At 68.5% G+C, this 19,964-nt stretch carries 18 protein-coding genes and 4 tRNA genes; 17 read left to right on the forward strand and 5 right to left on the reverse strand.

The genetic code is table 11. The features are described 5' to 3' along the window. Nucleotides 1–221: 221 nt before the first annotated feature. Entirely contained in the window at nucleotides 222–1,085 is an 864-nt protein-coding gene (htpX, locus tag OIU81_RS20390) for a zinc metalloprotease HtpX (RefSeq protein ID WP_329149922.1), read from the forward strand. Between the two features lie 131 nt (nucleotides 1,086–1,216). Beyond that, the gene (locus OIU81_RS20395) at nucleotides 1,217–1,609 is read left to right on the forward strand and encodes a YccF domain-containing protein (RefSeq protein ID WP_329149924.1); all 393 of its coding nucleotides are present in this window, start codon (nucleotides 1,217–1,219) and stop codon (nucleotides 1,607–1,609) included. Nucleotides 1,610–1,685: 76 nt separating this feature from the next. On the opposite strand, the gene OIU81_RS20400 is transcribed toward OIU81_RS20395, so the two are convergent. After that, the gene (locus tag OIU81_RS20400) at nucleotides 1,686–2,174 is read right to left on the reverse strand and encodes a YajQ family cyclic di-GMP-binding protein (RefSeq protein ID WP_329149926.1); all 489 of its coding nucleotides are present in this window, start codon (nucleotides 2,172–2,174) and stop codon (nucleotides 1,686–1,688) included. Nucleotides 2,175–2,363: 189 nt separating this feature from the next. Here OIU81_RS20400 and OIU81_RS20405 point away from each other — a divergent pair. Then, nucleotides 2,364–2,445 (forward strand) — tRNA-Tyr (locus OIU81_RS20405). A gap of 158 nt (nucleotides 2,446–2,603) precedes the next feature. Here the strand turns inward: OIU81_RS20405 and OIU81_RS20410 are convergent. Together OIU81_RS20410 and OIU81_RS20415 are read right to left on the reverse strand one after the other, a co-directional pair. Next, a complete protein-coding gene (locus OIU81_RS20410) occupies nucleotides 2,604–3,266 on the reverse strand; it encodes an SDR family oxidoreductase (RefSeq protein ID WP_329149928.1) in 663 nt (220 codons plus the stop codon). A gap of 90 nt (nucleotides 3,267–3,356) precedes the next feature. Next, nucleotides 3,357–4,619: an amidohydrolase family protein gene (locus OIU81_RS20415; protein WP_329149930.1), complete on the reverse strand. Its 1,263-nt coding sequence runs from the start codon at nucleotides 4,617–4,619 to the stop codon at nucleotides 3,357–3,359. Between the two features lie 182 nt (nucleotides 4,620–4,801). Here OIU81_RS20415 and OIU81_RS20420 point away from each other — a divergent pair. From OIU81_RS20420 to OIU81_RS20445, 6 genes are all read left to right on the forward strand, one after another. Further along, nucleotides 4,802–4,874 (forward strand) — tRNA-Thr (locus OIU81_RS20420). Nucleotides 4,875–4,920: 46 nt separating this feature from the next. After that, a tRNA-Met gene (locus tag OIU81_RS20425) sits at nucleotides 4,921–4,993 on the forward strand. 86 nt (nucleotides 4,994–5,079) lie between these two features. Further along, nucleotides 5,080–5,244, forward strand: coding sequence for a 50S ribosomal protein L33 (rpmG, locus tag OIU81_RS20430; protein ID WP_006604855.1), 165 nt, complete (start codon nucleotides 5,080–5,082; stop codon nucleotides 5,242–5,244). Nucleotides 5,245–5,328: 84 nt separating this feature from the next. Continuing rightward, nucleotides 5,329–5,781, forward strand: a complete 453-nt coding sequence (locus tag OIU81_RS20435; protein WP_329149932.1) for a MaoC family dehydratase N-terminal domain-containing protein — start codon at nucleotides 5,329–5,331, stop codon at nucleotides 5,779–5,781. A gap of 1 nt (nucleotide 5,782) precedes the next feature. Further along, a complete protein-coding gene (locus OIU81_RS20440) occupies nucleotides 5,783–6,217 on the forward strand; it encodes a MaoC family dehydratase (RefSeq protein WP_329149934.1) in 435 nt (144 codons plus the stop codon). 70 nt (nucleotides 6,218–6,287) lie between these two features. Beyond that, the gene (locus OIU81_RS20445) at nucleotides 6,288–7,343 is read left to right on the forward strand and encodes a UDP-N-acetylmuramate dehydrogenase (protein WP_329149937.1); all 1,056 of its coding nucleotides are present in this window, start codon (nucleotides 6,288–6,290) and stop codon (nucleotides 7,341–7,343) included. A 42-nt stretch (nucleotides 7,344–7,385) separates the two neighbouring features. On the opposite strand, the gene OIU81_RS20450 is transcribed toward OIU81_RS20445, so the two are convergent. Next, nucleotides 7,386–8,429, reverse strand: coding sequence for an adenosine deaminase (locus tag OIU81_RS20450; protein ID WP_329149939.1), 1,044 nt, complete (start codon nucleotides 8,427–8,429; stop codon nucleotides 7,386–7,388). Between the two features lie 150 nt (nucleotides 8,430–8,579). Beyond that, nucleotides 8,580–9,815: a pyridoxal phosphate-dependent aminotransferase gene (locus tag OIU81_RS20455; protein ID WP_329149941.1), complete on the reverse strand. Its 1,236-nt coding sequence runs from the start codon at nucleotides 9,813–9,815 to the stop codon at nucleotides 8,580–8,582. A 183-nt stretch (nucleotides 9,816–9,998) separates the two neighbouring features. Between OIU81_RS20455 and OIU81_RS20460 the strand changes: the two genes are divergently transcribed. The 8 genes from OIU81_RS20460 to rpoB all read left to right on the forward strand — a co-directional run bounded on the left by OIU81_RS20460 (nucleotide 9,999) and on the right by rpoB (nucleotide 19,950). After that, nucleotides 9,999–10,071: transfer RNA gene (locus OIU81_RS20460), tRNA-Trp, on the forward strand. A 107-nt stretch (nucleotides 10,072–10,178) separates the two neighbouring features. Beyond that, a complete protein-coding gene (gene secE, locus OIU81_RS20465) occupies nucleotides 10,179–10,475 on the forward strand; it encodes a preprotein translocase subunit SecE (RefSeq protein WP_329149943.1) in 297 nt (98 codons plus the stop codon). 73 nt (nucleotides 10,476–10,548) lie between these two features. Then, on the forward strand, nucleotides 10,549–11,448 hold the full coding sequence (gene nusG, locus OIU81_RS20470; protein ID WP_329149945.1) for a transcription termination/antitermination protein NusG: 900 nt from the start codon (nucleotides 10,549–10,551) through the stop codon (nucleotides 11,446–11,448). Nucleotides 11,449–11,614: 166 nt separating this feature from the next. Further along, on the forward strand, nucleotides 11,615–12,049 hold the full coding sequence (gene rplK, locus OIU81_RS20475; protein WP_030074757.1) for a 50S ribosomal protein L11: 435 nt from the start codon (nucleotides 11,615–11,617) through the stop codon (nucleotides 12,047–12,049). Between the two features lie 82 nt (nucleotides 12,050–12,131). Continuing rightward, nucleotides 12,132–12,854 (forward strand): 50S ribosomal protein L1, encoded by a 723-nt coding sequence (rplA, locus tag OIU81_RS20480; protein WP_329149947.1) that lies wholly within the window; start codon nucleotides 12,132–12,134, stop codon nucleotides 12,852–12,854. A gap of 1,968 nt (nucleotides 12,855–14,822) precedes the next feature. Continuing rightward, entirely contained in the window at nucleotides 14,823–15,374 is a 552-nt protein-coding gene (gene rplJ, locus OIU81_RS20485) for a 50S ribosomal protein L10 (protein WP_329149949.1), read from the forward strand. An 81-nt stretch (nucleotides 15,375–15,455) separates the two neighbouring features. Further along, entirely contained in the window at nucleotides 15,456–15,842 is a 387-nt protein-coding gene (rplL, locus tag OIU81_RS20490; RefSeq protein WP_189101118.1) for a 50S ribosomal protein L7/L12, read from the forward strand. Between the two features lie 622 nt (nucleotides 15,843–16,464). Continuing rightward, nucleotides 16,465–19,950: a DNA-directed RNA polymerase subunit beta gene (gene rpoB / locus OIU81_RS20495; RefSeq protein ID WP_329149954.1), complete on the forward strand. Its 3,486-nt coding sequence runs from the start codon at nucleotides 16,465–16,467 to the stop codon at nucleotides 19,948–19,950. Nucleotides 19,951–19,964: the final 14 nt, after the last annotated feature.

Raw genomic sequence — 19,964 nt, forward strand, 5'->3', positions numbered from 1 at the left:
GCACACCGCGCACCCGGCGCCCCTGACGGCCGCACGGCCGCCTGCCCACCCGTACGGAGCCATCGGCCCCACGGGGCGCATCCGGGCGCCCTGCCCGGCCCGCCGTGCGCACACCGGGGAACCAGGCTCGTTCATCCCGCGTTGACCAGTGAGTAAGGATCCACTGGTGAGTGGAGAACACAGCACAGGGTTCCCCTGCCGCACCGCTTGGAGGGCGTACCGTGCACCGCCGGCACAACGGGCTCAGGACCGCCGTACTCCTCGGGGGGCTCTCCGCCCTCCTCCTCGTCATCGGTGGCTTCTTCGGCCGTACGGGGCTGATCATCGCCGTTCTCGTCGCCCTGGGCACCAACGCCTATGCGTACTGGAACAGCGACAAACTGGCGCTGCGGGCCATGCGCGCCCGCCCCGTCAGCGAGTTCGAGGCCCCGCAGCTGTACCGCATGGTCCGCGAGCTCTCCACCACCGCCCGCCAGCCGATGCCGCGCCTGTACATCTCCCCGACCCAGGCGCCCAACGCCTTCGCCACCGGCCGCAACCCCCGCAACGCCGCGGTCTGCTGCACCGACGGCATCCTCCAGCTCCTCGACGAACGCGAGCTGCGCGGCGTCCTCGGCCATGAGCTCAGCCACGTCTACAACCGCGACATCCTCATCTCCTCCGTCGCGGGCGCGCTGGCCTCCGTGGTGATGTTCCTCGTCAACTTCGCCTGGCTGATCCCGCTGGGCCGGTCCGACGACGACGAGGGCCCCGGCCTCCTCGGCATGCTGCTGATCATGATCCTCGGCCCGGTCGCGGCCTCCCTCATCCAGCTCGCCGTCAGCCGCTCCCGCGAGTACGAGGCCGACGCCTCGGGCGCCCGGCTCACCGGCGACCCGCTGGCCCTGGCCTCCGCCCTGCGCAAGCTGGAGGCCGGCACCCAGCAGCTGCCGCTGCCGCCCGAGCCCCGCCTGGAGACCGCCGGCCACATGATGATCGCCAACCCCTTCCGGGCGGGCGAGGGCATGACCCGGCTGTTCTCCACCCACCCCCCGATGCGCGAGCGCATCGCCCGCCTCGAACAGCAGGCGGGCCCCCACCTCTGAGGGCCCGGCCGACGCCGGGAGCGGTGGCCGTCACCACGCAGCCGTCGCATCATGAATGCAACGATTCACCCGGCTCAGCGCGTCTAGCACGGCAGACACACTCTCCACCGTGCCTCGGAAGGCTGCTGATCATGAAGCTCATCCTCAACGTCCTCTGGCTGGTCCTCAGCGGTTTCTGGCTGGCGATCGGCTACGTCGTCGCAGGCATCGTCTGCTGCATCCTGATCATCACCATCCCGTTCGGCATCGCGTCCTTCCGGATCGCCGGCTACGCCCTGTGGCCCTTCGGCCGGACGACCGTCCAGCGCCATGACGCCGGCGTCGGCTCGGCGATCGGCAATGTCATCTGGATCATCTTCGCGGGCTGGTGGCTGGCCCTCGGGCACATCGTCACCGGCATCGCCCTGTGCGTGACGATCATCGGCATCCCGTTCGGCATCGCCAACTTCAAGATGATCCCGATCTCCCTCATGCCGCTGGGCCGCGACATCGTCTCGACGGAAGAGCCGTTCGCGGCGCGCTGACCCGCCGCCCGAACACACAGGTGGGGCGGCACGCCGAAGCGCGCCGCCCCATCCTGTGGCACCCGGAACCGGGCTCCTAGCGGTAGTTCACGAACTGGAGGGCGAAGTCCAGGTCCTTGCCCTTCAGCAGCTGCTGCACCGCCTGCAGGTCGTCCCGGCTCTTCGAGCTGACACGCAGTTCGTCGCCCTGCACCTGCGCCTTGACGCCCTTCGGGCCCTCATCGCGGATGATCTTGGCGACCTTCTTCGCGTTGTCCTGCGAGATCCCCTCCTCCAGCGAGGCGAAGATCTTGTACTCCTTGCCCGAGGCCTGCGGCTCCCCGGCGTCCAGCGCCTTCAGCGAGATCCCGCGCTTGACCAGCTTGGACTGGAAGATGTCGAGCACGGCCTTCACCCGCTCCTCGGCGTTGGCCCGCATCTCGATCTTCTCGCCCGACCACTCGATCGACGCGCCCACGCCCTTGAAGTCGTAGCGCTGCGAGATCTCCTTGGCGGCCTGGTTGAGCGCGTTGTCGACCTCCTGCCGCTCTACCTTCGAGACGATGTCGAAACTGGAGTCGGCCATGTTGAGTTGGCTCCTCGTACGTAGATCCGTCAGGGGTACGGTCCGACCCGGACCGCCTGCCAAGCCTAGCCACCCGACCAAGATCCAGCGCTCCCGAATCGAGTGGCGGACCACCCCCGGTCATCGGGTATGGTTTACGACGTTGCCACGGAGCGCCGCCCCGGCGGAGGTCTCCCGGCAGCAAACCCAGGCGGTGTGCCCGAGCGGCCAAAGGGAGCAGACTGTAAATCTGCCGGCTCAGCCTTCCCAGGTTCGAATCCTGGCGCCGCCACAGGGAATACAAAGGGTCCCTGGTTTGCGTAATGCGCAAGCCAGGGGCCCTTTGTGGTGTGCGCCGAACTCATCGACCGGTAACACCCCGCCTCCGCACGGCTCCCCGCGCGGCGGAAGCGGGGAGTCGTCCCGGCCGTACCCGGCGAACGCCGCTCCTCACCCCCCGGCCACCGCCCGCACCGCGTCCTTCACGGGCACCTCCCCGCCGATCAGCTCCAGCGTCAGCCCGGCGGTGCCCGGCTCGTCGAGCAGTGCCGCCAGGACGGCGGCCACATCGTCCCGGGACACCTCGTCGCGGCCGGTCGACTCGGCGAGCCGCACGAGGTCCGTCCCGGGGTCGTCCGTCAGCCGGCCGGGCCGCAGGATCGTCCAGTCCAGTCCGGCGCGGGCTCGTACGTCCGCGTCCGCGGCGCCCTTCGCCCGCAGATACGCCGCGAAGCCCGGATCGGTGCCCTCCGGGGGCTCACGGTCCGCGCCCATCGAGGACACGACGAGGAAGCGCCGTACGCCCGCCGCCTCGGCCGCGTCCGCGAAGAGCGCCGCCGCGCCCCGGTCCACCGTGTCCTTGCGCCCGACGCCGCTGCCCGGGCCCGCGCCCGCCGCGAAGACGGCCGCGTCGACCCCCTCCATGTGCCGGGCGACATCCTCCACCGACGCCGACTCCAGGTCGCAGACCACCGGTTCGGCTCCGGCGGCCAGCACGTCGCCGGCCTGTTCCGGCCTGCGGATGATGCCCGCGACCTCGTCCCCGCGCTTGGCGAGCAACCGCTCCAGCCGCAGCGCGATCTGACCATGTCCACCTGCGATGACAATGCGCATGATCCCGACCGTACGCCGAAGGGCCGCCGCGTGGTGCGGGACCGGCCGGGTGGCCGCCGCCTTCCCGCCCCCGCGGCGCAGCGCCGCGGCTCAGCGCTGCGACTGCCGCGGCAGCTCCAGCGCCACCTCCGCCGCCGAGTCGCAGTACTCCCGCACCGCGCTGGTACGGGCGACCACCCGCCCGCGGTGGATCACGATCCGGCTGTACGCCAGCGAGAGCACCCCGGCGATCCGCTCCCCGCGCACCGCCAGCAGCTCCGCCGGGAAGCCCGCCTCGACCCGCACCTCCGGCAGGCTCAGCGTCGCCCGCGCCGCCGAACTCACCGTCTCGTAGGCCGCCTCGGGCGTGGCCTCCCCCAGGGACGCCAGGAGATACGCGGCCTCCAGGGGGTCGCCCCGCCCCACCGGGTTCGCCACGTCCCGCAGCGCCCCGCTGCCCGCCGCCACCCGCACCCCGGCCGCCCGCAGCAGCCGCACCGGCGCCGGCCGCGACACCCGCGAGCCGTAGCGTTCCAGGCCCGCGCAGTCGCCCTGTGGCAGACACACGACGGCGACTCCGGCGGCCGCCAACTGCTCGGCGACCCGCGCCGCCACGCTCCGCGGCATCCGCGCCATGCCCGCACACGGCCCGAGCGCGACGCCCGGCCGCAGCCCGCCGGCCATCGCCGCGAACCGCGCCAGCCGCGCCGGATCGTCACCGTCGGTGTGCAGATCCACCGGACAGCCGTGCTCGCCCGCCAGTTCCAGGACCGTCTCGACGTACCCGGCGGGGTCGGGGTCGAGATCGGGGCAGCCGCCGATGACCGAGGCGCCCATCTTCACCGCGTCCCGCAGCATCGCCAGCCCGTCCGCACCGGCCGCCCCGGTCAGCACCCGCGGCACCGCCACCGCCGCCAGATCGGCCAGCCCGCGCAGCGACCTGCGGGCCTGCAGCACCGCCTCCAGCGAGCGCAGTCCCTGGACGTCGCCGATCCTGACGTGGCTGCGCGAGGCGGTGGCGCCGTGCCCCAGTTGCAGCAGCGCGGCCTCGGTCGTCCGCCGCTGGACGTCCTCGGGGGAGCCGGACACGGGGCCGTCGGAGTCCGCCGTCAGCGCGGTGTCGCAGTGCGCGTGGGGTTCGACGGGGGCGGGGAGCAGGAGGTACCCGGCGAGGTCGACGCGGGCGCCCTGCGGGGCGAGGCTGCCGGCCGTCCCGACGGCCTCGATGCGACCGCCGCCGAGCCGTACGTCCACCGTCCGGCCGTCGGCGAGCCGGGCACCGCACAGCACCAGCGCACCGCTTTCCGGCCTGGCGTACCGGCCGGCGCCGCCGGGCTTTCCCGGCTGGGGCTGCGGCGAACTGCTGTCGGACATCGCGCTCCTCGAAAGCACCGGCGTGCAAGATCACGCAGCGTTCTTCCGAGCCTAGGACGCCGCCGGGAGAGCGTTGCGCAGGCGCGAAATAGTCGTACCGGTGTGGTGCCCGGGGCCCTTGGGGCGCGGCCCGGATACGGATTTCACGTTTGGCGGCGGGCCGTGTAATGTCTTCATCGCTCGCCCCAATAGCTCAGTCGGCAGAGCGTCTCCATGGTAAGGAGAAGGTCTACGGTTCGATTCCGTATTGGGGCTCTGATGTGTGAGGTTCCCGTCTTCGGGCGGGGTCCCCTCGCATCACAGCGGTGTAGCTCAGTCGGTAGAGCAAGCGGCTCATAATCGCTGTGTCACCGGTTCAAGTCCGGTCACCGCTACTGACAGTAGCCGATTGTGGGGTCGGTCCTCCGATCGGCTACTCTTTTATGCGTTCATCCGTCCATTTCCGTCAAGGAGCACTCACGTGGCTGCCACCGACGTCCGCCCGAAGATCACGCTGGCCTGCGTGGAGTGCAAGGAGCGGAACTACATCACCAAGAAGAACCGGCGCAACGACCCGGACCGTCTTGAGATGAAGAAGCACTGCCCCCGTTGCAACTCGCACACCGCGCACCGCGAGACGCGATAACACAGGCTCGTTCGTGAGGCCGTCCCCATTCGTGGGGGCGGCCTCACGGCGTTATCACCATGAGTACAGGGAGGTTGCGAGCCCATGGCGCTCGACCAGTCATTTGTGGGACGCACGTACCCGCCCACCGACCCGTACGAGGTCGGCCGGGAGAAGATCCGCGAATTCGCCGAGGCCATCGGTGACACCAACCCCGCCTACACCGACGCCGATGCAGCCAAGGCGCTCGGGTACTCCGATGTGATCGCGCCGCCGACCTTTGTGTTCGCGATCACCTTCAAGGCCGCGGGACAGGTCATCGAGGACCCGCAACTCGGTCTGGACTACAGCCGGGTGGTGCACGGCGACCAGAAGTTCGCCTACACCCGGCCGGTGCGCAGCGGGGACCGGCTGAGCGTCACCTCCACCATCGAGGCCATCAAGTCCATGGCGGGCAACGACATCATCGACATCCGCGGTGAGGTGCACGACGAGGCCGGCGAGCACGTCGTGACCGCGTTCACCAAGCTGGTGGCCCGCGCCGACCGGGAGGCCTGAGATGACCGCCAAGATTTCTTACGACGAGGTCGAGGTCGGTGGCGAACTCCCGGCGCAGACCTTCCCCGTGAGCCGCGCCACGCTCGTGCGCTACGCGGGCGCCTCCGGTGACTTCAACCCGATCCACTGGAACGAGAAGTTCGCCAAGGAGGTCGGGCTGCCGGACGTCATCGCCCATGGCATGTTCACCATGGCCGAGGCGATCCGCGTGGTCACCGACTGGGCCGGCGACCCGGGCGCGGTCGCCGAGTACGGCGTGCGCTTCACCAAGCCCGTCGTCGTCCCCAACGACGAGACCGGCGCGCTGATCGAGGTCAGTGCCAAGGTCGCCGCCAAGCTGGACGACGACGACCGCACGGTCCGGGTCGATCTCACCGCGATGAGCGCCGGCCAGAAGGTGCTGGGCATGGCCCGCGCCGTGGTCCGCCTCGCCTGAGCCGCCGCCGTCCGGGGCGGCTCAGGCGAGGCGGACCACGACGCCGGACCGCCCCCGTACCCTTGGGCGCGTGCAGGAACTCCATGACGCGCCCCTCGCCCCGCTGACCACCTTCCGCCTCGGCGGACCGGCCACCCGCCTCGTCACGGCCACCACCGACGACGAGGTGATCGCGGCCGTCCGCGCGGCCGACGGGACCGGGGACCCACTGCTGATCATCGGCGGCGGCAGCAACCTCGTCATCGGCGACAAGGGCTTCGACGGCACGGCCCTGCGCATCGCCACCCGTGGCTTCGCACTCGACGGCACGACCCTCACGCTCGCCGCCGGCGAGAACTGGTCCGACGCGGTCGCCCGTACGGTCGAGGCCGGACTGGCCGGCGTGGAGTGCCTGGCCGGCATCCCCGGCTCGGCGGGCGCCACCCCGATCCAGAACGTGGGCGCGTACGGCCAGGAGGTCTCCACCACGATCACCGAGGTCGTCGCCTACGACCGCCGGGCCGGCGAGACCGTCACGATCCCCGGCGCGGAGTGCGGCTTCTCCTACCGCCACAGCCGCTTCAAGGAGCACCCCGACCGGTTCGTGGTGCTGCGCGTGCGCTTCGCCCTGGAGGACGCCGGGGGCCTGTCCGCGCCCCTGAAGTACCCCGAGACCGCCCGCGCCCTCGGTGTCGGGGCCGGTGACCGGGTCCCGGCCGCCGCCGCGCGGGAGACCGTTCTGGCGCTGCGCGCCGGCAAGGGCATGGTGCTGGACCCCGAGGACCACGACACCTGGTCGGCCGGCTCCTTCTTCACCAACCCGATCCTCACCGAGGCCGAGCACGCCGCCTTCCACCAGCGGGTCCGGGAGAGGCTCGGCCCCGAGGTCGCCCCGCCCGCCTTCCCGGCCGGTGAGGGCCTGGTCAAGACCTCCGCCGCCTGGCTCATCGACCGGGCCGGCTTCACCAAGGGCTACGGCAGCGGCCCGGCCCGCATCTCCACCAAGCACACCCTCGCGCTCACCAACCGGGGGAAGGCCACCACCGAGGACCTGCTCGCCCTGGCCCGCGAGGTCCGCGACGGCGTCCACGCGGCCTTCGGCATCACGCTCGTCAACGAACCGGTCACGGTCGGCGTCAGCCTCTAGCGGGCGCCCCGCCGACTGTCCGGCCGGTCCTGCCGGTCGGCCTCACCCCGCCAGCCAGTCGTCGATGCCCGCCAGCAGCCGCTGCTGCTCGTCCCGCGGGGCGCACGAGCCGCGGACCGACTGCCGGGCCAGCTCGGCCAGTTCGGCATCGGTGAAGCCGTGCACGCCGCGGGCGATCTCGTACTGCGCGGCCAGCCGCGCCCCGAACAGCAGCGGGTCGTCCGCGCCCAGCGCCATCGGCACGCCCGCGTCGAACAGCGTCCGCAGCGGCACGTCCTCCGGCTTCTCGTAGACCCCCAGCGCCACATTCGACGACGGGCACACCTCGCAGGTCACCCCCCGCGCGGCCAGCCGGCGCAGCAGCCCGGGGTCCTCCGCGGCCCGGACGCCGTGCCCCACCCGGCCGGCGTGCAGATCGTCCAGGCAGTCGCGGACGCTGGCCGGCCCTGACAGCTCCCCGCCGTGCGGCGCCGCCAGCAGACCGCCCTCGCGCGCGATGGCGAAGGCACGGTCGAAGTCCCGGGCGAATCCCCGGCGTTCGTCGTTGGACAGCCCGAAGCCGATCACTCCGTGGTCGGCGTAGCGCACCGCGAGCCGGGCCAGCGTGCGGGCGTCCAGCGGGTGCTTCATACGGTTCGCGGCGACCAGCACGCGGATGCCGAGCCCGGTGTCCCGCGACGCGCTCCGCACCGCGTCCAGGATGATCTCCAGGGCCGGGATCAGCCCGCCCAGCCGCGGCGCGTACGAGGTCGGGTCGACCTGGATCTCCAGCCACCGCGACCCGTCGCGGACGTCCTCCTCGGCGGCCTCGCGCACCAGCCGCTGGATGTCCTCGGGCGTCCGCAGACAGGACCGCGCGAGGTCGTACAGCCGCTGGAAGCGGAACCAGCCGCGCTCGTCCGTGGCCCGCAGCCGGGGCGGCTCACCGCCGCGCAGCGCCTCCGGGAGATGGACGCCGTATTTGTCGGCGAGCTCCAGCAGGGTGGTGGGCCGCATCGAACCGGTGAAATGCAGGTGCAGATGGGCCTTCGGCAGGTGGCGCAGGTCTCGAATGGCGGCTTCGCCGCAGGCACGAACGCTCTCCATCCCAAGATCTTGCCGCATGGGACCGGCGCGCCGGTAGGGCCTTTCCCGAAGGGGTGTCCGGGAGAACGGACGAGCGGGCGCCGGGAAGGTGTCCCGGCGCCCGCTCGTGGCACCTCCGGATTTTCGGAGGTGGCGACTGTTCTCGGAGGTCTACTTGGCCTCCGCCAGCAGCTTCTGCAGGCGCGACACGCCCTCGACCAGGTCCTCGTCGCCCAGCGCGTAGGAAAGCCGCAGGTAACCGGGGGTGCCGAAGGCCTCACCCGGGACGACGGCGACCTCCGCCTCCTCCAGGATCAGCCCGGCCAGCTCGACGCTGGTCTGCGGACGCTTGCCGCGGATCTCCTTGCCCAGGAGCTCCTTGACCGACGGGTACGCGTAGAACGCGCCCTCCGGCTCCGGGCACAGCACCCCGTCGATCTCGTTGAGCATCCGCACGATGGTGCGACGGCGGCGGTCGAAGGCGACCTTCATCTCCTCGACGGCCGTCAGATCGCCGGAGACCGCCGCGATGGCCGCGGCCTGGGCGACATTGGAGACGTTGGACGTGGCGTGCGACTGGAGGTTCGCGGCGGCCTTGATGACGTCCTTGGGGCCGATCGCCCAGCCCACCCGCCAGCCGGTCATCGCGTACGTCTTCGCCACACCGTTGACGATGATGCACTTGTCGCGCAGCTCGGGCACGACCACCGGCAGCGACGAGAACTGGGCGTCGCCGTAGACCAGGTGCTCGTAGATCTCGTCGGTCAGCACCCACAGGCCGTGCTCGGCGGCCCAGCGGCCGACCGCCTCGACCTGCTCGCGGGTGTAGACCGCGCCGGTCGGGTTCGACGGCGAGACGAACAGCAGCACCTTGGTGCGGTCCGTGCGGGCCGCCTCCAGCTGCTCCACGGTCACGCGGTAGCCGGTGGTCTCGTCGGCGACCACGTCGACCGGCACGCCGCCGGCGAGACGGATCGACTCGGGGTAGGTGGTCCAGTACGGCGCCGGGACGATGACCTCGTCACCCGGGTCGAGGATCGCTGCGAACGCCTCGTAGATCGCCTGCTTGCCGCCGTTCGTCACCAGGACGTTCGCGGCCTCGATCTCGTAGCCGGAGTCGCGCAGCGTCTTCGCGGCGATCGCGGTCCGCAGCTCGGGCAGGCCGCCGGCCGGGGTGTAGCGGTGGTACTTCGGGTTGCGGCAGGCCTCGACGGCGGCCTCGACGATGTAGCCGGGCGTGGGGAAGTCGGGCTCACCGGCGCCGAAGCCGATCACCGGGCGTCCGGCGGCCTTGAGGGCCTTCGCCTTGGCGTCGACGGCGAGGGTCGCCGACTCGGAGATCGAACCGATGCGGGCCGAGACCCGGCGTTCGGTGGGGGACGATGCGGAAGGGGTTGCAGCGCTCATACATGCATCGTTGCAGACCCCCGACGAGCCCGGCACACGGGTTTGCGGGCACCACCCGCATGGATCGTGTTCGACGCCCGGCCCCGAAGCACGTACACTCGCTGACCGTTGGCTCCCAACAGGTCGCCGCGGGACATGCACCAAGTGCAGTCGCCCGTATGCGGTAGGTTGGGGGAACCACAAAGGGTCGTAGCTCAATTGGTAGAGCACTGGTCTCCAAAACCAGCGGTTGGGGGTTCAAGTCCCTCCGGCCCTGCTACACGCACTCTCCACCACGGTGCGTGCACGCGTACGTAGGAAATGCACCGCCGTGCGGCAGGGCAGGGCGCGGCACGGCCACGATCCGGATTCAGGTGAGGACGAGTGACGGACGCCCTGGGCTCCATCGACATGCCTGAGCGCGGTCATTCCGAGGACGACACCGCGGATTCCCAGAAGAAGCCCCGTCGCGGCGGCAAGCGCGGCAAGAAGGGCCCTTTCGCGCGGCTCGCGCTTTTCTACCGCCAGATCGTGGCGGAGCTCCGCAAGGTCGTCTGGCCCACGCGCAACCAGCTGTCGACGTACACCAGTGTGGTGATCGTCTTCGTTGTCATCATCATCGGTCTCGTAACCGTGATTGACTTGGGAATCAACCGAGTCGTCGGGTACGTCTTCGGCTGATCCCGCGGAGGGCGCCTCAGCGGGCGCCTGTTTCGCATGTTCAACCCCTTGAAGCCAGGAAGAAGCAGCCACCGTGTCTGACCCGAACCTGAACGACGCCGCCGACTCCGCCGAAACGGCAGCGGCCGACGTGGACGCGGCCGCCTCGGCCGAGGTCGAGGGCGACGACACCGCGCGTGACATCGTCGAGAACGCCGACGCGGTCGACGAGGTCGACGCCGAGGACGCCGCCGCCGGTGAGCCCGCCGAAGAGGCCGCGGTGCACGTCGAGGAGGACGCCGAGGCCACCGTCGAGGTCGCCGAGGACGAGGCCGAGGCCACCACCGAGGTCGCCGAGGACGAGGAGCAGGAGCCGGTCGACCCGGTCGCCGCCCTCCGCGAGGAACTCCGTGGCCTGCCCGGCGAGTGGTACGTCATCCACACCTACGCGGGTTACGAGAACCGCGTGAAGACCAACCTCGAACAGCGTGCCGTCTCGCTGAACGTCGAAGACTTCATCTTCCAGGCCGAGGTGCCGCAGGAAGAGGTCGCCCAGATCAAGAACGGCGAGCGCAAGACCATCCGCCAGAACAAGCTCCCGGGCTATGTGCTGGTGCGGATGGACCTGACGAACGAGTCCTGGGGCGTCGTCCGCAACACCCCGGGTGTCACCGGCTTCGTCGGCAACGCCTACGACCCCTACCCGCTGACGCTGGACGAGATCGTCAAGATGCTCGCCCCGGAGGCCGAGGAGAAGGCCGCCAAGGAGGCCGCCGCGGCCGAGGGCAGGCCGGCGCCGTCCCGCAAGGTCGAGGTCCAGGTGCTGGACTTCGAGGTGGGCGACTCCGTCACCGTCACCGACGGCCCGTTCGCGACGCTGCAGGCGACGATCAACGAGATCAACGCCGACTCGAAGAAGGTCAAGGGCCTCGTCGAGATCTTCGGCCGCGAGACCCCGGTCGAGCTCAGCTTCGACCAGATCCAGAAGAACTAGGTTCTTCCGGACCACCAGCCAAACCCACCAGGTCAGACGGGCTCACAGCCGGTCTGACCTGCTCGGTTTTTGGCCGCGCGACGATACCCGTTATCGTGGTGCGGTATGCCTCCATCCGGATGACCGGATGGATCGGCGAAACCTCTCACTAGGACCCGGAGAGAGCATGCCTCCCAAGAAGAAGAAGGTCACGGGGCTTATCAAGCTCCAGATCAGTGCCGGCGCCGCTAACCCGGCTCCGCCGGTCGGCCCCGCGCTGGGCCAGCACGGCGTCAACATCATGGAGTTCTGCAAGGCCTACAACGCCGCGACCGAGTCGCAGCGTGGCATGGTCGTGCCGGTGGAGATCACGGTCTACGAGGACCGTTCCTTCACCTTCATCACCAAGACCCCGCCGGCCGCGAAGCTCATCCTGAAGGCCGCGGGCGTGGAGAAGGGCTCCGGCGAGCCGCACAAGACCAAGGTCGCCAAGATCACCCGCGACCAGGTCCGTGACATCGCCACCACCAAGATGCCCGACCTGAACGCCAACGACCTGGACGCCGCCGAGAAGATCATCGCCGGCACCGCCCGTTCCATGGGCATCACGGTCGAGGGCTGATCCCAGCCCTTCAGGCACCACCCGTGGCAGGACCAGGCGCTGGTCCGCACCACGACTCCACCCCACTGCATCAGGAGCAGAAGTGAAGCGCAGCAAGACTCTTCGCACCGCGGACGCGAAGATCGACCGGGAGCGTGTGTACGCCCCCCTCGAGGCCGTCCGTCTCGCCAAGGAGACCACCTCCGTCAAGTTCGACGCGACCGTCGAGGTCGCCATGCGTCTGGGTGTCGACCCGCGCAAGGCCGACCAGATGGTCCGTGGCACCGTGAACCTCCCGCACGGCACCGGTAAGACCGCCCGGGTCCTGGTCTTCGCGACCGGTGACCGTGCTGCGGCCGCGGAAGCCGCCGGCGCCGACATCGTCGGCTCGGACGAACTGATCGACGAGGTCTCCAAGGGCCGTCTGGACTTCGACGCCGTCGTCGCCACCCCGGACCTCATGGGCAAGGTCGGCCGCCTCGGCCGCGTGCTCGGTCCGCGTGGTCTGATGCCGAACCCGAAGACCGGCACCGTCACCCCGGATGTCGCCAAGGCTGTCACCGACATCAAGGGCGGCAAGATCGAGTTCCGCGTGGACAAGCACGCGAACCTCCACTTCATCATCGGCAAGGTCTCCTTCGACGAGACCAAGCTGGTGGAGAACTACGCCGCGGCACTCGAGGAGATCAACCGCCTCAAGCCGTCCGCTGCCAAGGGCCGCTACATCAAGAAGGCGACCATCACCACCACGATGGGCCCCGGCATCCCGCTGGACGCCAACCGCACCCGCAACCTCCTCGTCGAGGAGGACCCGGCCGCGGTCTGAGCCCCAATGGAGCTCTGAGTAGCTGAACGGGCGCTTCGCCCCCTCGTCGATATGAGGAGGCGAAGCGCCCGTTCCGTTCGCGGTATGTTCGATCCTCACTAGGGTCACAGGCTGCGCGGAGGACTATCCACACCCGAGAATCAGACGTCCACGACCAACGCCTCCCGATGCCCCGTAACGGGTACGTCTATCACGGGCTTGAGAGAGCCCCGCCCGGAGTAATGGCTGCATGGGGCGGGGCTCGTGCGCTTGGCGGGGTGAGGATCACGTCCTCCGGGCCCCCCTCGCCTTTACGGCTTGCCTAGGACAAGCCGTGAGGCACGGCTCCCGGCCACAGGTGCCTCTGTAGCCATTGGACTAGGCGGGGCGTCGGAACCGGCAGCACTCGCAGCAGAGCGGTACTCGCGGCCGATATCGGTGTGGTCAGTTCCTCGGGGACATGCCATCACCCCCGCAGTGGCTAACACGGAGGCGAAAACGGGGCTCCGAGGCAGATGTACGGGCAATCCACGCCCATCGTTGCGAGCACTGCCATGTGCGTCGGCATTCGCGAATCACCTGCAGTTCCAGAGTGCTCTCGGCCTGTCGGAAGTACTCGGCCGCTTCCTCTTTGTCGGTCCTGTCCATGCGCCGGGCAGCCTTGGATACAGCGCTTGCTCTGCCATTGTCGTTGCCAGGGGCATCCGAATGCCCCTGGCAACGGACCCATGGGCACCGGCATGTCGCTCAAGAGGTTCCTCATTTACTCACCCCGAACTCAAACCAGGAGCACTGCGGTCCGCGCTGCAAAAGATTGCAACGGGGCGTCAACTTGCTGGCGAATCAAGCAGATTTCGGTACCTGATATCTGCCGAGCGCGATGGCTGCAGTGTTAATATCACCGAAATGCTGGCCAAGGGCTGGTGTTCGACCAAAGATAAGAGGGGGATTCTATGCGCAAGTCATTGCGCCACCTGTCAGGTGGCATCGGGGTACTGGTGGCTACTACTGCTCTTCCTTTCGTTACAGCCACTCCCGCGCAGGCCGATAGGGGGGCCTGTCGCGGTGCCGTCTATAAGGCTGGCTACACGGTTGGGCCGAAGGTGCGGGCGGCGTGCATCGAGGGGGAGGCAGCGAACGCGACCGCCTTCCTTTTCTGCAACCGGGATCTGCTGGCCATTGGCATCAGCGTGGGCGCAGCCCAGAACGCCTGCATAGCAGCAGCGAAGCCGTAGCTAAGTCGCGCACCTCTTGACTTAGATGGGCTGCTCACCCGCATCGGTAGGTGGGCCTGGCGTCATGGGGGCCATACGAGCACCCTCGGCCTGACGGCATGCTTCATGGCCAGCACGGGCTACTCGGGTGCTGGTGTGGTCCCCGCGCGCTGCCCACGACTCCAAGAGGCCGTTCTCGAGTGGGGCGGGGCGGGGCTCGCCGATCTTGCATGGGGTAGGTCCAGGTCCACGGCTGCGTGCGTCACCCTCGTCGAGTTGATCGCGAGGGCTGCTACCGCTATGTAGTCGGCTTTACGTTGTCCCTCGAGATTGATTCTGTGTAGAGGCCACCAGGAGGCGGCGACCACTCCAGAGCTATGGCTTTGGAACATCGGGGGCTGTCGGACGTGTGAGAGCGCCGTGGTGGCGGGCGTCGCACTGGCCCTGACGGTCTGCGGCGGGCGGGTCGCAGACTCCGGTGACGTGTCAAACGGTAGGAGTTGAGGCGGCTCACCAAGGCGACTTGCTGCGTGGACCCTGTTCCCGTAACGTATGCGGGAAGCCAAAGACCGCTGGTTGTCTCTACGCGTCCGGACTCCGGGCGTGTGGTGGCCGAAGGATCCGCTAGCTGCGGACGGCCTGCGCAGGTGTGTATGGATGAACTCCCGGACGGAATTCCGTGCGGTCGAGTCCGCCCCGTGCGCCTGCGCCGGGGCGTTTGTTTTGCCCAGCCCCTTCTGCGCGGTCCTCATCACCCGGAAGGAGGCCGAGGCTCATGGCGACGTCTGACAAGAACGCAGCCGTTGCGGAGATCACGGAGAAGCTCCGCGACTCCACCGCAGCTGTTGTGACTTCTTACACCGGACTGAGTGTGGCGCAGCTCAAGGAGCTGCGTCGTTCTCTCGGCGAGAACGCTCAGTACCGTGTGGTGAAGAACACGCTGACCAAGATCGCGGCCAAGGAGGCCGGGATTCAGCTGGACGAGCACCTCAAGGGCTCGACCGCTGTCGCCTTCGTGACCGGTGACCCGGTCACGGCGGCGAAGGGTCTTCGTGACTTCGCCAAGGAGAACCCCGCTCTCGTCATCAAGGGCGGTGTCCTTGACGGCAAGGCGCTGTCCGCCGACGAGATCAAGAAGCTTGCGGACCTCGAGTCCCGTGAGGTTCTGCTCGCCAAGCTGGCGGGTGGCATGAAGGCGTCCATGGCCAAGGCCGCGGCGACCTTCCAGGCCCCGCTCACGAAGTTCGTCCGCACCGCGGACGCGCTTCGCAGCAAGGTCGAGCAGGGCGGTGCCGGTACGCCGGCTCCCGCCGAGGCTGCCGAGTAATCACTCGTCCGCCCAGCGGGCCCGTACGCCCGCCATTCATGTACATCCGGCACCAGCCGAATTAGTGGAAGGACCGCCACCATGGCGAAGCTCAGCCAGGAAGACCTGCTCGCGCAGTTCGAGGAGATGACCCTCATCGAGCTCTCCGAGTTCGTGAAGCTCTTCGAGGACAAGTTCGACGTCGAGGCTGCCGCCCCGGTCGCCGTTGCCGCCGCCGGTGCCCCGGGCGCCCCGGCCGCCGCCGCCGAGGAGGAGAAGGACGAGTTCGACGTCATCCTCACCGGTGCGGGCGACAAGAAGATCCAGGTCATCAAGGTCGTGCGTGAGCTGACCTCCCTGGGTCTGAAGGAGGCCAAGGACCTCGTCGACGGCACCCCGAAGCCCGTCCTCGAGAAGGTCGCCAAGGACGCCGCCGAGAAGGCCGCCGAGTCCCTCAAGGGCGCCGGCGCCTCCGTCGAGGTCAAGTGACTTCACTGAGTCTTCCGACTCACGTCCTGGGCGCCTGAGGCGTCAGGGGCACGTGCCAAGGGCGATCACCCATGCGGGTGGTCGCCCTTCGGCGTGCTTGTCACGGCTGCATTGTCTCGCGCCTGCGTGCGAGTATGGTGATCTTCGTTGCCCGGACCTGCCCCCATGTGACGATCTCCCAGAGGTGGGGGGCCTTGACGAACCGGACGCGGCGCGCAATTCTCGGGACGCGACGCAGAAGCGATCCAGGGTTCGAGGCATGGATCGCCGACGAAGAGGGAAGCATCGGTGTGCGCCACTGGCGCAGGGCTTTCGGCAGGCGCAGGGCATTGAGAAGAACAAACGAGGGCTTCCTCCGGTGCGGAGGACACGACCTCCCGGAGGGAGAAGATCGGTATCACGGTGCTGAACCGGTCTCCGGAAACTCGCTCTGGACATCAGTGGGCCGAGTGGCTACACTGACCCTTTGCGCTGCCTGTTAGCTGCTCCCTGCCCGTCACCAGGGGCATACCCGAGCCCGAGCAAAGCTGAATGATCCGCCCTGACCTGGGCTTTCCCTCAGTCTGTTCGGTTCGGGACCGGTACGCGCGTAGTGAGTCCGAGCCCTCGGAAGGACCCCCTCTTGGCCGCCTCGCGCAACGCCTCGACTGCCAATACGAACAACGGCGACAGCACCGCCCCGCTGCGCATCTCTTTTGCGAAGATCAAGGAGCCCCTCGGGGTTCCGAACCTCCTTGCGCTGCAGACCGAAAGCTTCGACTGGCTGCTCGGCAATGCCGCATGGAAGGGTCGCGTCGAGGCTGCGCTGGAGAGTGGGCAGGAAGTCCCCACCAAGTCCGGTCTGGAAGAGATCTTCGAAGAGATCTCCCCGATCGAGGACTTCTCCGGGTCGATGTCGCTGACGTTCCGCGACCACCGCTTCGAGCCCCCGAAGAACTCCATCGACGAGTGCAAGGAGCGCGACTTCACGTACGCCGCTCCGCTCTTCGTCACCGCTGAGTTCACGAACAACGAGACCGGCGAGATCAAGTCCCAGACGGTCTTCATGGGCGACTTCCCGCTCATGACCAACAAGGGAACCTTCTGCATCAACGGCACCGAGCGTGTCGTCGTCTCGCAGCTGGTCCGCTCGCCGGGCGTGTACTTCGACAGCTCCATCGACAAGACGTCCGACAAGGACATCTTCTCCGCCAAGATCATCCCGTCCCGGGGTGCCTGGCTGGAGATGGAGATCGACAAGCGCGACATGGTCGGTGTGCGCATCGACCGCAAGCGCAAGCAGTCCGTCACCGTCCTGCTCAAGGCGCTCGGGTGGACCACCGAGCAGATCCTCGAGGAGTTCGGCGAGTACGAGTCCATGCGCGCCACCCTGGAGAAGGACCACACCCAGGGCCAGGACGACGCGCTGCTCGACATCTACCGCAAGCTGCGTCCGGGTGAGCCGCCGACCCGCGAGGCCGCGCAGACGCTGCTCGAGAACCTCTACTTCAACCCCAAGCGCTACGACCTCGCGAAGGTCGGCCGCTACAAGGTCAACAAGAAGCTCGGCGGCGACGAGCCGCTCGACGCCGGCGTGCTGACCACCGATGACGTCATCGCCACGATCAAGTACCTGGTCAAGCTGCACGCCGGCGAGACCGAGACGACCGGCGAGTCCGGCCGGACGATCGTCGTCGAGACCGACGACATCGACCACTTCGGCAACCGTCGTCTGCGCAACGTCGGCGAGCTCATCCAGAACCAGGTCCGCACGGGTCTGGCTCGTATGGAGCGCGTCGTGCGTGAGCGCATGACGACCCAGGACGTCGAGGCGATCACGCCGCAGACCCTGATCAACATCCGGCCGGTCGTCGCCTCCATCAAGGAGTTCTTCGGCACCAGCCAGCTGTCGCAGTTCATGGACCAGACCAACCCGCTGTCGGGTCTGACCCACAAGCGCCGTCTGTCGGCGCTGGGCCCGGGTGGTCTCTCCCGTGAGCGGGCCGGCCTGGACGTCCGTGACGTGCACCCCTCGCACTACGGCCGCATGTGCCCGATTGAGACCCCTGAAGGTCCCAACATCGGTCTCATCGGCTCGCTGGCCTCCTACGGCCGGGTCAACGTCTTCGGCTTCATCGAGACGCCGTACCGCAAGGTCGTCGACGGCCAGGTCACGGAGGAGGTGGACTACCTCACCGCTGATGAGGAGGACCGCTTCCTGATCGCCCAGGCCAACGCGAAGCTCTCCGAGGACATGCGGTTCTCCGAGCAGCGTGTCCTGGTCCGCCGCCGTGGTGGCGAGGTCGACCTGGTCCCGGCCGACGAGGTCGACTTCATGGACGTCTCGCCGCGCCAGATGGTGTCGGCCGCGACCGCCATGATCCCGTTCCTCGAGCACGACGACGCCAACCGCGCGCTCATGGGATCGAACATGATGCGCCAGGCCGTTCCGCTGATCAAGGCGGAGTCGCCGCTGGTCGGCACCGGCATGGAGTACCGCTGTGCGGTCGACGCCGGTGACGTCATCAAGGCGGAGAAGGACGGTGTGGTCCAGGAGGTCTCCGCGGACTACATCACCGTCGCCAACGACGACGGCACGTACACCACGTACCGCGTCGCCAAGTTCACCCGCTCCAACCAGGGCACCTCCTTCAACCAGAAGGTCGTCGTCGACGAGGGCGCGCGCGTCATCGAGGGCCAGGTCCTCGCCGACGGTCCGTCCACCGAAGAGGGCGAGATGGCCCTCGGCAAGAACCTGCTCGTCGCGTTCATGCCGTGGGAGGGTCACAACTACGAGGACGCGATCATCCTGTCGCAGCGCCTCGTGCAGGACGACGTCCTCTCCTCGATCCACATCGAGGAGCACGAGGTCGACGCCCGTGACACCAAGCTGGGCCCCGAGGAGATCACCCGGGACATCCCGAACGTCTCCGAGGAGGTCCTCTCCGACCTCGACGAGCGCGGCATCATCCGTATCGGTGCCGAGGTCGTCGCCGGCGACATCCTCGTCGGCAAGGTCACGCCCAAGGGCGAGACCGAGCTGACCCCCGAGGAGCGCCTGCTCCGCGCGATCTTCGGTGAGAAGGCGCGCGAGGTGCGCGACACCTCGCTGAAGGTGCCGCACGGTGAGATCGGCAAGGTCATCGGCGTCCGCGTCTTCGACCGCGAAGAGGGCGACGAGCTGCCCCCGGGCGTGAACCAGCTGGTCCGCGTCTACGTCGCCCAGAAGCGCAAGATCACCGACGGCGACAAGCTCGCCGGCCGCCACGGCAACAAGGGCGTCATCTCGAAGATCCTGCCGGTCGAGGACATGCCGTTCCTCGAAGACGGCACCCCGGTCGACATCATCCTCAACCCGCTGGGTGTCCCGTCCCGAATGAACCCGGGACAGGTCCTGGAGATCCACCTCGGCTGGCTCGCCAGCCAGGGCTGGAAGGTCGAGGGCGTCGAGGAGGAGTGGAAGAAGCGTCTCCACTCGATCTCCGCCGACGAGGTCGCCCCCGGCTCCAACGTCGCCACCCCGGTGTTCGACGGTGCGCGCGAGGACGAGATCTCCGGTCTCTTCGAGTCGACGATCCCCAACCGTGACGGCGAGCGGATGGTCAAGGGCTCCGGTAAGGCCCGGCTGTTCGACGGCCGCTCCGGTGAGCCGTTCCCGGACCCGATCTCGATCGGGTACATGTACATCCTCAAGCTGCACCACCTGGTCGACGACAAGCTCCACGCGCGTTCGACCGGTCCGTACTCGATGATCACCCAGCAGCCGCTGGGTGGTAAGGCTCAGTTCGGTGGCCAGCGGTTCGGCGAGATGGAGGTGTGGGCGCTGGAGGCATACGGCGCCGCATACGCCCTCCAGGAGCTGCTGACGATCAAGTCCGACGACGTGACCGGCCGCGTGAAGGTCTACGAGGCCATCGTCAAGGGCGAGAACATCCCCGAGCCCGGCATTCCCGAGTCCTTCAAGGTGCTCATCAAGGAAATGCAGTCCCTGTGCCTCAACGTGGAGGTGCTGTCCTCGGACGGCATGTCCATCGAGATGCGCGACACCGACGAGGACGTCTTCCGCGCTGCGGAGGAGCTCGGCATCGACCTGTCCCGGCGCGAGCCGAGCAGCGTCGAAGAGGTCTGACGGGAGTCCGGCCG

Source organism: Streptomyces sp. NBC_01454 (assembly GCF_036227565.1).
In the GTDB taxonomy this organism is placed as follows: domain Bacteria; phylum Actinomycetota; class Actinomycetes; order Streptomycetales; family Streptomycetaceae; genus Streptomyces.